General features: G+C 28.4%; 12 protein-coding genes. 1 reads left to right on the forward strand and 11 read right to left on the reverse strand.

All coding sequences use genetic code 11. From position 1 onward, the window contains the following. Window positions 1–7 precede the first annotated feature (7 nt). The 6 genes from Q3223_RS06050 to Q3223_RS06075 form a co-directional block, all read right to left on the reverse strand. A complete protein-coding gene (locus tag Q3223_RS06050) occupies window positions 8–502 on the reverse strand; it encodes a methylated-DNA--[protein]-cysteine S-methyltransferase (RefSeq protein WP_407811771.1) in 495 nt (164 codons plus the stop codon). A 147-nt stretch (window positions 503–649) separates the two neighbouring features. Continuing rightward, entirely contained in the window at window positions 650–4,903 is a 4,254-nt protein-coding gene (locus tag Q3223_RS06055; protein ID WP_407811772.1) for an acyl-CoA dehydratase activase-related protein, read from the reverse strand. Between the two features lie 367 nt (window positions 4,904–5,270). Beyond that, window positions 5,271–6,440 carry a hypothetical protein gene (locus Q3223_RS06060; protein WP_054270249.1) on the reverse strand — a complete coding sequence of 390 codons (1,170 nt, stop codon included), beginning with the start codon at window positions 6,438–6,440 and terminating at the stop codon, window positions 5,271–5,273. Window positions 6,441–6,825: 385 nt separating this feature from the next. Then, window positions 6,826–7,842 (reverse strand): type I glyceraldehyde-3-phosphate dehydrogenase, encoded by a 1,017-nt coding sequence (gap, locus tag Q3223_RS06065; protein WP_021384519.1) that lies wholly within the window; start codon window positions 7,840–7,842, stop codon window positions 6,826–6,828. A 437-nt stretch (window positions 7,843–8,279) separates the two neighbouring features. After that, window positions 8,280–8,888: an NUDIX hydrolase gene (locus tag Q3223_RS06070; protein WP_243193745.1), complete on the reverse strand. Its 609-nt coding sequence runs from the start codon at window positions 8,886–8,888 to the stop codon at window positions 8,280–8,282. A 73-nt stretch (window positions 8,889–8,961) separates the two neighbouring features. Continuing rightward, complete coding sequence (locus Q3223_RS06075; RefSeq protein WP_054270247.1) at window positions 8,962–9,663, reverse strand: B3/4 domain-containing protein; 702 nt, start codon at window positions 9,661–9,663, stop codon at window positions 8,962–8,964. A 225-nt stretch (window positions 9,664–9,888) separates the two neighbouring features. On the opposite strand from Q3223_RS06075, the gene Q3223_RS06080 reads away from it, so the two are divergent. After that, window positions 9,889–10,155, forward strand: a complete 267-nt coding sequence (locus Q3223_RS06080; protein ID WP_054270246.1) for a DUF1294 domain-containing protein — start codon at window positions 9,889–9,891, stop codon at window positions 10,153–10,155. 101 nt (window positions 10,156–10,256) lie between these two features. Here the strand turns inward: Q3223_RS06080 and Q3223_RS06085 are convergent, their stop codons facing one another. The 5 genes from Q3223_RS06085 to Q3223_RS06105 form a co-directional block, all read right to left on the reverse strand. After that, window positions 10,257–10,676, reverse strand: coding sequence for a YjdF family protein (locus Q3223_RS06085; protein ID WP_054270245.1), 420 nt, complete (start codon window positions 10,674–10,676; stop codon window positions 10,257–10,259). Between the two features lie 167 nt (window positions 10,677–10,843). Beyond that, window positions 10,844–11,626: a PhzF family phenazine biosynthesis protein gene (locus Q3223_RS06090; RefSeq protein ID WP_407811773.1), complete on the reverse strand. Its 783-nt coding sequence runs from the start codon at window positions 11,624–11,626 to the stop codon at window positions 10,844–10,846. Between the two features lie 31 nt (window positions 11,627–11,657). Beyond that, window positions 11,658–12,419, reverse strand: a complete 762-nt coding sequence (locus Q3223_RS06095) for an EFR1 family ferrodoxin (protein WP_074179392.1) — start codon at window positions 12,417–12,419, stop codon at window positions 11,658–11,660. Between the two features lie 19 nt (window positions 12,420–12,438). Next, window positions 12,439–13,665: an RtcB family protein gene (locus Q3223_RS06100; protein ID WP_167640195.1), complete on the reverse strand. Its 1,227-nt coding sequence runs from the start codon at window positions 13,663–13,665 to the stop codon at window positions 12,439–12,441. Window positions 13,666–13,914: 249 nt separating this feature from the next. After that, the gene (locus tag Q3223_RS06105; protein ID WP_054270241.1) at window positions 13,915–14,745 is read right to left on the reverse strand and encodes a class I SAM-dependent methyltransferase; all 831 of its coding nucleotides are present in this window, start codon (window positions 14,743–14,745) and stop codon (window positions 13,915–13,917) included. Window positions 14,746–14,775 lie beyond the last annotated feature (30 nt).

The following is a 14,775-nucleotide window of genomic DNA, read 5'->3' on the forward strand; positions in this document are numbered from 1 at the left end:
TTCTAGATTATATACTTTTTTCTAAGTTTAATAGTATCTCTTTCAAATCAGAATGATTTCCCATATATCCACCAATATTATTTTTACCAACCACTCTATGGCAAGGTATTATTATTGGAATTTTATTACTTTTACTTGCTTGTCCTATTGCTCTCACCGATTTTGGATTATTTATATTTTGTGCTATATCTGAATAATACAAAGTCTCTCCATATGGTATTTTTAACATTTCCCTATAAACTGATTTTTGAAACTCAGTCCCTTCAATACGAATATCTAAATCAAATGCCTTTCTTTTTCCCTTAAAATAATCATCTATCTGATTTATAGCTTCTTTTAAATCTTCCTTGTTTCTTTTTATGTCAATTCCTTTTTTGATATATTCATCTTTTAATTTATTAAACTTTTCATCTCCTATATCTATGCTGACTATAAAACCATCTTCACTTAATATGTACAAATTTCCTATTTTAGATTGATAAACATCATATACTAGATTCATATAACTTTCCCCCTTTACTCTAGTATACATATAATTTTTTAACTAATAAAGAGTTACCCTAAAAAATAGGATAACTCTTCTTTTATAACTGCTTAATATATAATATTTTTTTAATTTATTAACTTTTAATATATCAAAACATCACTTTTATATATTTTTGAAAGCTTTAGAAAGCATAAGTTTTATTCTGTTAAGCTGATTTACCTCACTTGCAGAAGGGTCATAATCAATAGGTATTATATTTGCATTTTTATACAATCTTTTTAATTCTTTTATAGAACCTTTACCAATTATATGATTAGGCAAACATCCAAAAGGTTGCATACAAATAATATTTTCTACACCTTCATTTAAAAGCTCAACCATCTCTCCAGTTAAAAGCCAACCTTCTCCAGTTTGATTACCCAATGACACTACTGGTTCTGTATTTTTAGCAACAGTCTTTATGTTCCCTGGTGCATAAAATCTTTTGCTCTTATCAAGTGCCTTCTTATACACCCTTTGGTATATTCCAGTTATGTATATAAATGCTTCTCCTATAATTCTACTCTTTCTACTTCCCTCTAAATGAGTATGTTTATAAATAGTATTGAATGCACAACTTAAGAAGAAATTTGTAAGGTCTGGAACAACTGCTTCGGCACCTTCTCGCTCCAATATATCTACTAAATTATTATTTGCGATTGGATGGAATTTCACTAAAATTTCTCCTACTAAACCTACTTTTGGTTTTTTTACATCAAGTATCTCTAAGTTATCAAATTCCTTTACTATATCTTTTATATTTTTAGTAAATACAGAAATCTTTGCTTTGACAAGAGAAGTTTTACATATATCAACCCATTTCTCATATAGAGTATTTGCACTTCCAGTTACCTTTTCATATGGTCTCACCCTATAAAGTACCTTCATCAATAAATCTCCATATACAACTGCCATAAAAAGTCTATTGATTAATTTTAGTGAGATATTATCCATTATTCCGCTATCTTCTATTCCATTTACACTAAGTGCTATTACAGGAACATCTTTAAATCCAGCATCATACATAGCTTTTCTCAAGAATCCAATATAATTTGTAGCTCTACAACCTCCACCAGTCTGAGTTATAGTAACAGAGGTGTTATTTAAATCATATTTACCAGATTTTAATGCTGTTATTAATTGACCCACGACTATTATAGCTGGATAACATGCATCATTATTTACATATCTTAGTCCCTCTTCAATTACATTGCTATCTGTATCTTTTAAAACCTCTATATTATAACCACTTAAATTCATAGCCTTTTCAAGAAATTGAAAATGTATTGGAGACATTTGTGGAGCTAATATAGTATGTTTGTTCGTTATTTGATTATTTTTAGCATATTGTATCCTATTTATCTTTATATTTTTAACATCTATATTTTTGCTTTCTCTTTCAAACATGGCTGCTTTTAAAGACCTCATTCTTATTTTAGCAGCACCTAAATTGTTGCCTTCATCAATCTTTATGATAGTATATATCTTTGATTTTTCATTAAGTATTTCCTGAACTTGGTCTGTGGTTACTGCATCCAATCCACATCCAAATGAATTAAGTTGAACCAATTCTAAATAATTTTTATCTCTCACAAAGCTTGCTGCTTTATACAATCTTGAATGATATACCCATTGGTCTACAACTCTAAGAGGTCTTTGTATATTTGCTAGGTGACATATTGAATCTTCAGTAAGTACTGCCATATCTAATGAGTTTATAAGTTCTGGCATACCATGATTTATTTCTGGGTCTATATGATATGGTCTCCCACATAACACAATCCCCTTCATATCTCTTTCTTTTATTTCTTTAAGTGCTCTTTCTCCTGCAGCCTGTATTTCCATTTTAAAGGAATTTTGTTCATCAGTGGCTTTATCAACTGCATTATTAATTTCTTCTTTAGTTATATTTATATCTGAAAAACTTTTTGATAATTCTTCATAAAGTCTTTTTTTCAATTTTTCTTTGTCATTTAGACTTATAAATGGATTTATATAGTTTATGTTCTTATTTCTTATATTTTCCACATTATTTTTTATTACTTCAGAATATGATATTACAACAGGACAATTATAATAATTATCAGCACTTGAATCCTCTTTATTTTCATTCGTTACGCTTGGATAAAATATATTTTTTATGCCCTTTGCAATTAAGTTTTCTATATGTCCATGAACTAATTTTCCTGGATAGCAAACTGTTTCAGAAGCAATACTAGTTATACCAGTTTCATATAATCGTTTTGATGACCTATCTGAAAGTACAACTCTAAATCCCATATAATTGAAAAAAGTAAACCAAAAAGGATAATCTTCATACATATTTAATACTCTTGGTATCCCAATCTCTCCATTTTTTGCTTCTTCTTTTTCTAGTGGTTTATATCTAAAAATCCTATCATATTTGTACTTAAATAAATTTATTGGTTTTTTCTTTTCTAGTCCTATTTTTTTATCGCCATAGATAGCTTCACCTTTCTCACATCTATTTCCTGAAATAAAAATTTCATTATCAGAAAATTTATTTATAGTAAGAAGACAATGATTTGAGCATCCTTTACATCTAGTTACACTTGATTCTAGCTTTATATTATTCAATTCTTCCTTAGATAATAAAGATGTTTGATAGCCACTTTCATACTTTTCTTTTGCTATAAGTGCTGAACCAAAAGCACCCATAATGCCTGAAATATTAGGTCTAATTACATTTTTTTCAATTAATTTTTCAAAGCTTCTAAGCACCAAATCATTATAAAATGTTCCACCTTGTACAACAATATTGCTACCAATTTCATTTAAATCTCTAATTTTTATTACTTTAAACAAAGCATTTTTTATTACAGAATAAGATAACCCTGCTGATATATCTCCAATACTTGCTCCTTCTTTTTGAGACTGTTTTACTCTAGAATTCATAAACACAGTACATCTTGAACCTAAGTCTACAGGACTTTGAGAATAAATCCCTTCATGTGCAAATTCTTCTATTGTCATAGATAGAGAAGTTGCAAATGTTTCTAAAAATGAGCCACAACCTGAAGAACAAGCTTCATTTAATATTATATTGTCAATTACTCCATCTTTTATTTTTAGGCACTTCATGTCTTGGCCACCAATATCAAGTATAAAATCTACATCTTTATTGAAAAATTTAGCAGCTTTATAATGTGCTATAGTTTCTATTTCTCCATTATCAATTTTTAATGCTTTTTTAATAAGACCTTCTCCATATCCAGTTACAGCTGAGCTCAGTATTTTAACGTCCTTTGGCAATATATCATATATTTCGTTTATAACTTTAATAGTAGTTTTTAATGGATTTCCTTCATTACTATTATAATAAGAATATACAAGTCTTCCTTCTTCATCAATAAGAGCTGCTTTAGTAGTAGTGGAACCTGCATCAATTCCTAAATAACAATTACCTTTGATTGAATTTATATCTACATAGTTTATTTTTTCTTTTTCATGTCTTCTTGAAAACTCTTCATATTCGTTTTTATCTCTAAATAATGGTTCTAATAAATTTACTTCTCCATCTTCGATATTCTCTATACTATCTAGCTTTTCTATTAGAAACTCTAAATTTATACTATCTTCATCTACTGATAATAATCCCGCTCCAATAGCGATATAAAGTTGTGCATCTTCTGGAAAAATTATATTTTCATCTTTTAAATCTAATACTCTTTTAAATGCTTCTCTAAGCTCAGATAAAAAGTACAATGGACCGCCTAAAAATGCTACATTCCCTTCTATTTTTCTTCCACAAGAAAGAACACTTACAGTTTGTACGACAACAGCATTAAAGATACTCATGGCGATATCAGTCTGCTTAGCTCCATCATTTATGAGAGGTTGAATATCTGTTTTAGCAAAAACACCACATCTTGAAGCTATTGGATATATAACATTGTACTCTTTTGCTAGCTCATTTAATCCACTAGCATCTGTCTTTAAAAGTGACGCCATCTGGTCTATAAATGCTCCTGTACCACCTGCACATATCCCATTCATTCTTTGGTCTATTCCTCCACTCAGATATGTTATTTTTGCATCTTCACCTCCAAGTTCTATGACAACATCAGTTTCAGGATGGAAATATTCTATTGCTTTTGTACTAGATATAACTTCCTGAACAAATTTTACTTCTAGTTTTTTAGATATTCCAATTCCACCTGAACCAGTTATTACAATCTTAGTATTTATATTTCCCAATTTTTCATATATACCATTTAGTACTTCTTTAACTGATTTTTTCACATCAGAATAATGTCTTCTATATTCTTTATGAACTATATTATTACTATTATTAAGTACCACAACCTTCACCGTTGTAGAACCTACATCAATTCCTATATGAAATAATTCATCCATTGTATCCCTCCATACTTATATGCTTTTTTTAATTTTTGTAAGTTCTATGGCTTTATTTTAAGTAAGTTATTCTATAATCTTTATGACTAATATTTTTATTTTATGATTATTTTATTAATCAAGCTTACTCTACTAGGTAATTCCCAATCCTAACCTTAAATTTTAAATAAGAACATATAGTTAGTGTACTAAATTTTGTCATAAATTTCTACAGATTTTTGTTACTTTTTACATAAATATAACGTAACTCTAATATCTACTTAATATTTATATATTATCTTCATTCATCAAAAAATGGTTGCCAGTGTACAAATTCTTCTTGTACACTAACAACCATTTCTTATATACTATATTTTATTAACTATACTTATCCTACGAGCATAAATATGAAGTGGGCTGCTGCTCCTGCACATAAACCACCTATTGTATGAGAAAGAATAGCTTTACCTGCTAATTGTCTAGCATTTAATGCATCCATCATACCAATATGTGTACTTAAATATCCACTCCAACACATCCCCATAGCTGTAAACACTGCTATATCATTAGGAGTTATAGCTCCTGATTTTATAAATTCTGGAACTAAAGACATTGCTGCTCCAACAGCTCCCAGTGAAGTTATAGGGAAAGCTATTGCTTCTGGTGATGTAAATCCAAACAATGGTTCTAATATAAATCCAAGTTTATCTCCAATAACTGGAAGTAATCTTATTCCTTCATATGCAGCTCCTGTATAAACCTCTTGACCTGTAACAGGGTCTGTAGATGGTCCAAAAGTTAATAGCATGACTAATGTACATACTACTAGGACACCTGGGATTATAGCCATTCCCATATCTACTCCCATTTTACCACCCTCAAGAATTGCATCTAAAGCTCTTTGGAACACATTTCCTTCTCTGACTTCTCTAAATTCAGCTTTTTTCTCTAGTGACCCTGTTGCTTTATCTTCCTCTGGATTGTATTTATAAAATTTCTTAGTAAATGTCAACATTATTCTAACACTTACTATACTACCTATAACAGCACCTAAATTACCAATTAATGCTGGAAGTACATATTCTGTACCTTGTGAAATCATAAATGTTGTTAAGATAAGTCCCATACCAAAAGCTGTTCCTAAGTTACATAATGCTGGAACTTGATATTTTTTAAAGTACTGTGTGAATGTTTTATCTTTAGCAAAAGGTATAATAGCTGGATTATCTGATAAATAAGTTGTTATAGCTCCTGCTATACTAGCACCAGGCAATCCATACAAAGGCTTCATAAATATAGCGAAAATTTTATTAATTAATGCTATTACTCCAAACTCTGAAAGTAGTGCGCTTAATGCGCCTGCAAGAACTGCCATAGCCATAATTAAGAAAACTGTCTCTAATAGTAAAGCATGTGCTGTACTCATTATTACTTTGAACATCATTCCAGCTCCCATAATACTACCAACATATCCAAAACCAACTACTAGTAATATTAAGAAAACAAAAGTTTCCATGCTTACTGCCTTAACCTGTCTCCTGTCTGTTAACTTCTCCATTTTGAATCATCCCTTCTTTTTCTTTTGTTGTAAAGTTTAACAAAACCTTTTCTCTTTTTTAATTATACTTATAAATATTACTGTTTGCAACTTTATTTGTCATTTTTTTATCATAATTAAAATGAAAATCAGTATTTTAATAATAAAAATTTTTCAGATTTATGCAAGCTTTCGACATCTTATCCTTCATTTTAGAAAAAGTATGATTCCTTACTAATTATACACATGTTACTCTAACGACCTAATATCCACCTATAAGTTGTAACTTGTATCTTTTATAGTAAACAAAAAAGATTATGAAAAAATTTTTCCTTCAATATTTTTCATAATCTTTTTTGATAATTTTATGGAATTTTTTTTAAATTTTTTTTAAAAAAGTTATGTATTATTGTAATTTTTCAGCTATATATTTTACTAAATCAACTGTTCTTGATGAATATCCCCATTCATTATCGTACCATGACACTACTTTAACCATATTGTCTTCTATAGCCATTGTGGATAGAGCATCTATAATAGATGATCTAGAATCTCCTCTAAAGTCTATAGAAACAAGTGGTTTGTCACAATATCCTAGAACTCCTTTTAATTCTCCTTCAGCAGCATCTTTTAATGCAGAGTTTACTTCTTCAACTGTAACGTTTTCTTTAAGTTCACACACTAAATCAACAAGTGAAACTGTTGGTGTTGGCACTCTAAGTGAAAAACCATTTAATTTTCCTTCTAATTGTGGTAATACTCTTGACACAGCTTTTGCTGCTCCTGTAGTGGTAGGTATTATAGATTCAGCCGCTGCTCTTGCTCTTCTCAAGTCTTTATGGCTCTTATCTAATATTCTTTGATCGTTAGTATATGAATGTACTGTAGTCATTAAGCCTTTTACTATACCAAATTTTTCGTCCAATACTTTAGCAAATGGTGCTAGGCAATTTGTAGTACAAGATGCATTTGAAATTATATTGTGCTTTTCATTATCATATTGTTCTTCATTAACTCCGATAACTATAGTTATATCTTCATTTTTTCCTGGAGCTGTTATAATTACTTTTTTTGCTCCTGCTTTAATATGCTTTTCTGCCTTTTCTCTTTGTGTAAACAATCCTGTTGATTCTATTACTATATCAACTCCAAGTTCCTTCCATGGTAATTCTTCTGGGTCATTATATCTTAATATTTTTATTTCCTTAGAATTTACTACTAAAGTATCTTCATCTTTTGCTTCTACTTCACCTCTAAAAGTTCCATAGCATGAATCATATGTAAATAAATGTGCCAAAGATTCTGTTGTTGCTCTTGCATTTATGGCTACAATTTCTATATTATCTCCTAATTCTTCTTGAGCTATTCTTAATACAGCTCTTCCTATTCTTCCAAATCCGTTCATTCCTACCTTAATTTTCATTATGAAATGTCTCCCTCCATTACTATGTTTTTACATGATTATTGTACACTAAACAAATCATTTGTTCAATACTTTTTCTTGATTAAATAATTAAATTCTATGTTTTTTTATTATCAAAAGAGAATTAGTGTATCATTTTTATCTGTTTTAACCCTCATTTAGTATATACTTTTTATCATGTGAGGTCTGAAGTCATTTATTTTACTCAATGTCCCTTGGGACATATTTCGCCATCTTTTTTTTGAATTTTTAAACTATACTTATTCATAAAATATACTATATTAGATATTCTTTTTTAATTTAAAATAATAAAAAACAGATAAATTATTATTTAGCCCAAAAATATATAAACTTCTAAACTTTAATACACAAAAAAGAGATTATAATTTCTATAACTAAAATAAACTTTAATCATATCTATAATCTCTTTTCTATAACTATTCAAATAATTTAGTTCCTAAGCTTACAAACATCTGTAAAATTAAAAATGCTTTTGTATCTATTTTATGATTACTTGCTAGAATCTCTTTGGCTTCTTCTTGCGAGATTAAAAAAGCTTCAATGTCTTCATCAGGTTCTAAAAATTCATCTGTTATCTCTCCATCACATATACAATAAATAAATGCAACAGATTCATCACTCATTCCAGGAGATAAGTATACTTTATCTTTACTCTTATCTTTTTTGATTTCTAAAAGAGTAAGTCCTGTTTCTTCTCTAAGTTCTCTTTCAACAGAAGTCTCTATAGATTCACCTTCATCAACAAGCCCTGCTGGTAATTCATATATATAGTCATTGATAGGTACTCTAAATTGTTTTATCAAAATCAGTTTTCCACTACTTTTATGAAGTCCCACTATTACAACTGCATCTGCACTATCTTCTTCATTTTTCAAATAAATGCGTTTTAGTTCTTCATGACTTTTTCTTGATGCTACCATCCAAACCTTATCTTCATTCAATTTATTCTTATACTCAATTTCAAAAAGTCCTATAAACTTATTTTCAATCAATGGATTTACATTATTTATTATAGTTTTTTTCAAATTTACTACGACCTTTCTTTTTTAATACCATCAAGCAAATATAAATATGATGCCTTAATAAATATTTACCTTATTATATTTCCATTTCTGGATTATCTTTATCTACAAAACCTACTTTAATCTCACAATCAAAGATTTCTTTTAATAACTTCGCTAATTCTTCTCTTGCACTCATTACTTTATCCAAATTAGCATCAGTGAAACCATCTATAGGGAAAAATATATTTTTTGAACTATTAGTTATTTTTCCTTCCTCTCCTTGTCTCCATATCCATCTTCTAGTCTTTACCATATCTCCAACAGAATAGATTAATTCTCCCTCTTCCATTAACTCAACATCAGTTTCTCCAAATGGAACAAATTTATCCCCTTCTTTTGAAAATCTAACATATACATCATCATTTCTAAAATCCATATCATGCGCACCCATTGGAAGTAAATATTTTAAAGAAATAGAATTTCCTAAATCTACAATAGGATTTATATGAGGAAGTTTCTTATTCTTAGCAACTCTTGTTGTCATTGCTTCTATTGAACTCATAAATTTGTTTGGGTTCATTCCCAAGCTTCTAAAGGCTTCTCTATATGGTATGATTTCTTCTGATTCTTTCACTTTTTTATCTTTAAAGTAATCTTCTACTCTATCTATACTTATATCTAAAAGATTACTTATTCTTTCAATTTCTTTAGTATTATCTATCCCTTTTGCTACTACTACCCCAAAACATACATTTTCTAATTTATCAAAGACTTCTTTTTCTACTATAAATTTCATTTTGTCTTATCCTCCTGTTATTTACATTATTTTCTAAGTAAATTTTATCACTTTATGTCTTATAAATATACCCCCTATTTATCAATTGTTTAAGTTTTTTAAATTTTCCAATTAATATTATATTTAATCTTTCCAAATATCTTATATGTACTAATTGCAAATTTAACTTTCAAAAACAGAACTCTTACTTTATAATGTATAATATATTTTTATGGAGGTTAGATTATGAAAAATTTTATTTTGATATATTTTATAGTTATTAATTTTATTGCTTTCTTTTCAATGTATATAGATAAAAAAAGAGCAATTAAAAATGAATGGAGAATAAAAGAAGCCACTCTTATTTCTATAGCTGTAATTGGAGGCAGTATAGGTTCTATAACTGGTATGTATTCTTTTAGACATAAAACTAAGCATATTAAATTTACGTTTGGGATACCATTTATAATATTCCTACAATTATTATTAATATATTTTTATATTTTAAAGTAATTGAAATACAAAACTTTATTTTTCCAATAAATTAAGGTGTATGAAACTTTTGATTTCATACACCTTTTTCTAGCAATTCATAAAAAAACATCTAATTAAAATTAATGACCTTTATGTTTGGCTTTTCTCTTTTCTTGTTTCAAATTGAAAAGTCTTTCTTTTTCTTCTTCTTTCCTATCTTTAGCTAGAATTTTTTTATCCTGCTTTCTTTCTTCATATTGATGCTTAAGGGCATTTTGAGCCTTAGTTCCTATAGTTTCTTTTTCTTGTTCCTTTTTTACTTTTCTCTGCATTCTTTTGTATCCAACTTTGTCTTTGGTTATATTCTTTTCTAACTTAATACTACCAAAATCTAATGAGAAAAATCTTTCAAGTATAAATTCATATACTTCTACCTCTTTAGGTTCTGCTCCAAAAACTACTCTACATGCTTCATATTTCTTACCATCTTGTCTTTCAAATACACCTATCCAAAATGGCTCTTCAAATAAAACTGTCAATTTTCCACTAACTTTGTCCATTGCTAGTTCCTCCTATTTAGTTACTTTCTAAAGAACGGACAACCAAGGAGGCAGGTTACTGACAGCAATTGCTGCGTCTGGACTACCAACCAGACTGTGTTTTTATCTTTATAAATTAAATATTATCTTTTTTAATAATCATTGTCAATGTTGATATCAATTAATTTCTAAGTATCGATTTTTATTGTTCCCTGCATAAATAAAACTGCTTCACCAGAAATTCTCACAGTATTATCTTCTAATAATTCACACTGAATTATACCACCTCGATTAGACAGTTGTGTTGCTACCATTTTATTTTTTCCCAATCTTTCAGCCCAATATGGAATTAAATTACAATGAGATGAACCAGTTACAGGGTCCTCTGAATCTAATTCTGGACAAAAATATCTTGAAACAAAATCTGTATTACTCCCTTGTGCTGTAATTATTATACCTAACCAATCTGTCAATTTACGCAAATTTGCATAATTAGGTACATAATTTATAACTTCTTGTTCACTATTTAGTAATAAAATTAAATCTCTTGAAGAGTAAATAGCACTTGGTATACAACCTATCAAATCAATTTGTTGTGGTGATAATTCTATTTCAGTAGGCATTAGTTTTGGAAATGTCAACTCATATAGATTCCCATTTCGTGTAACTTTAAGATTTCCACTTTGAGTAACAAACTCTATTTTTTGAATATTACTATCAATAAAATTTGATATTATATAAGCTGCTGCCAAAGTTGCATGCCCACATAAATCAATTTCTGCTTTAGGAGTGAACCATCGTAATTCATAATTTTCCTTATTTTTGACTATAAATGCAGTTTCTGGCAGATTGTTTTCTTCTGCTATTTTCTGCATTAATTCCAAAGGCAACCTCTTGTCAAGTACACAAACTCCAGCAGGATTTCCTTTAAATAATTTACTTATAAATGCATCAACTATGTAGTATTCCATTCCTTATACTCACTTCCTAATTTCAATTTTCTTATATGTATTTCTCAATATTACTCTGTTCAACAACCATTTTACCTAATAATGTGATTGCTTGCTTAGGACAATTATTTACACACCGATAACACATTGTACACTGACTATTGGAAACAACCATCTCATTTTTAATTACTAAATTATTCATTGGACATAAATCAATACATTTACCACATATGATACATTTATCATCATTTATTTTTAGTTTGTCTGTATATCGATTCATTTTATTAATAAAATATAGTCTTTGTCCAAATAGTCCTACAATATGACACAAAAAACCTAACCCATCTTTTGGTGGTATCCCATACTTCAAATCTTTACTAGCTTTCTTTATTTTATTTTCTGCTTTTATTACTAAATTTCTATTGTAATCCAAAGAATGTTTTAATACCTTTTCATCTCCTATACTATCTGGCATCTTTATGTGTAGCCCACCAACAGTAGTAGCTCCATATTTTTTAAATATTCTAGATAAAACACCAGAACCATCTCCACTAAACAGAGCCATAGTGGCAATAATAAAAATATGTTTCCCATTCCACAAGGATGAATTATTGACTATAAAATCTTTTAATATTTTAGGTACATTACTATATTGTACAGGATAACCCAAAACAATGTCCTCATGATTGTGGATGTATTTTAAAAGTTCACTATCTTCAATAGAATAAGAATTTGCTGTTGTATCGTATTCTTGTAAAAATTTTTCTACACAGTATTTTGAATTACCTGTTCCACTAAAATATATTCCTAACATCGATTTACTCCTACAATTATTAATTTGATTTAAAATTATAAATAGGTTTCAATATATTAATTATGTCAACCGTATCTCTTATATTTTCTACAATCTCATCAATTGGTTTGTACGCTTGAGGTGCTTCGTCAATAGTTTTAATATTTACACTTGTTGTAAATATATTTTTCATAGATTCTTCATAATCTTTCATATTTATATTTCTTTTAGCTTCTCCTCTTGAAAGTATGCGTCCTGCACCATGAGGGGCAGAATTAACCCAATCTAAATTGCCTTTGCCTACTCCCAATATAACACCATCTCTCATGTTTATAGGAATTAGTAATTTTCTACCTTCATATGCTGCTATAGCTCCTTTTCTTAATATCTTATTTTCAATTTCTATATAATTATGTATAGTTTGAAAATGTTCTAAATCATTAAATTTAAGACCTATGCATTCTTCAATTATTCTTTTAGCCATTGTATCTCTGTTTAATTCAGCATATCTCTGTATAATATCCATATCATGAAGATAATCATCCATTAGTCTTCCTTCTAAATAACATAAATCTTTTGGTATTTTAGGAGTAAAGTTATGCTCTTTTTTAAGCCTAATCAATGCATCTTGAATCTCATCTTCTCTATTTTCCTTTTTATACTTCTCTATAAGTCTTTTACTATCGTCTTCAAATTCATTGTTGGCTCTGATATAATAATCATAAGCTTTTTTTTGATAGCATTTTGCTACTCTATTTCCAAGATTCCTACTACCTGAGTGTATTATTAAATACTTATTTTTTTCATTATCTTCATCTAACTCAATGAAATGATTTCCTCCTCCAAGACTCCCAATTGCCCTGTTATATTCCTCAGTTGCTTTTCCTATATCTTTTAAACAGTATAATGATTCTATTTCTTTTTTGTAATTTGCCTTACTATATTTATTTATATTAAATCCATGCGGTATTTTCTCTCTTATGAAATCATCTATTTTTTTTAAATCCAGATCGATTTTACCTAGATTTGCACATAAAACACCACAACCTATGTCAACTCCAACAAGATTTGGAACAATTTTATCTTGTATTGTCATGACAGTACCTATTACACAACCAGCACCTGCATGGCAATCTGGCATTATTCTTATCTTAGACTTAGCTGTAAACTCCTGATTACATAATTCTATTATCTGACTTATAGTTGTACTATCTACATTATCTGTAAATATTTTTGCTTTATTACACTTTCCTTGAACCTCTAACATCAATATCACATCCTTTTTAGCTCTTTTGAGATATATGTTACTTTTAATAGCATTAATTGTTTTAAAAGATATCTAAATAAATTTTATATAGAAATAACAATCTAAATATTAACTCTTACTTTTGTATAAGTAAATTTATAATGTATTAAAAGTAACATAAAAATTCCCATTTTTCAATATATGTGCTTTTCTTATATTATTTTATTATTATCGGTTTCAAGTTTTTATTTATCCATTTAGAAATATTTATTATTTCTGTAAAACTAATCCCATAGTCATACTATCATCAGAATATGCCTCACCTTTAACATTACTAAAAAACTCAACAGATTTAAATCCAATATCTTGAATTTCTAATAAGAAACTTTCTTTTGAAAAATAGTGATTCCAAATATAAAATACATTTTCATGTTTTTCTGTCATCACAAGGGTTTGCTCAAGTGTATTATAATCACTGTATTTACAATTATCTTGTATACACATATATCTTTCGCTACTCCAAAATCCCCCATCTTCATTTATTTCCCAGCTCTTAATCTCTTCAAAATCATTGTATTTATTTATTGTAAATACATCTAATATCAATTTTCCTCCAGGTTTTAAACTTTTATAAATTTTCTCCATTAACAATCTTCTGTCTTCAGTTGATAAAGCTCCATAATCACAATAAATTAAAGTAGCTAAATCAAATTCTTCATTGTAATTCATACTTAAATAACTTTGAAATAAATAGTTTATATTTAAATTCGTTTCTTTATTTCTATTTTGTGCATATTTAATAGAACGTTTTGAGAAATCAATTCCGGTTACCTTATATCCTTTTTGCGCAAATCTCTCTGCATATAATCCTGGGCCACATCCTAAATCAATTAATTTAGGATAATCTTTTGGACTTGCAACTGTAGCTATCCAATTTACAGAATCCTCAATAAAGTTAAAATTTCTACTTGCTCCTTCAAAGTCAACATCTAAATGAGCTTTTAATAATTGTTTTGAAATGTACTCGTCATTCCAAAAATTAATTTCACTTCTTTTGTAAAGCTCTGGTCTTTCTAAATACATACATAATTTGTTTAACAAAACATACCACTCCTTAAAATTTTTATTTTT

It is taken from the genome of Clostridioides sp. GD02367 (assembly GCF_045900275.1).
Lineage (GTDB): Bacteria > Bacillota > Clostridia > Peptostreptococcales > Peptostreptococcaceae > Clostridioides > Clostridioides difficile_A.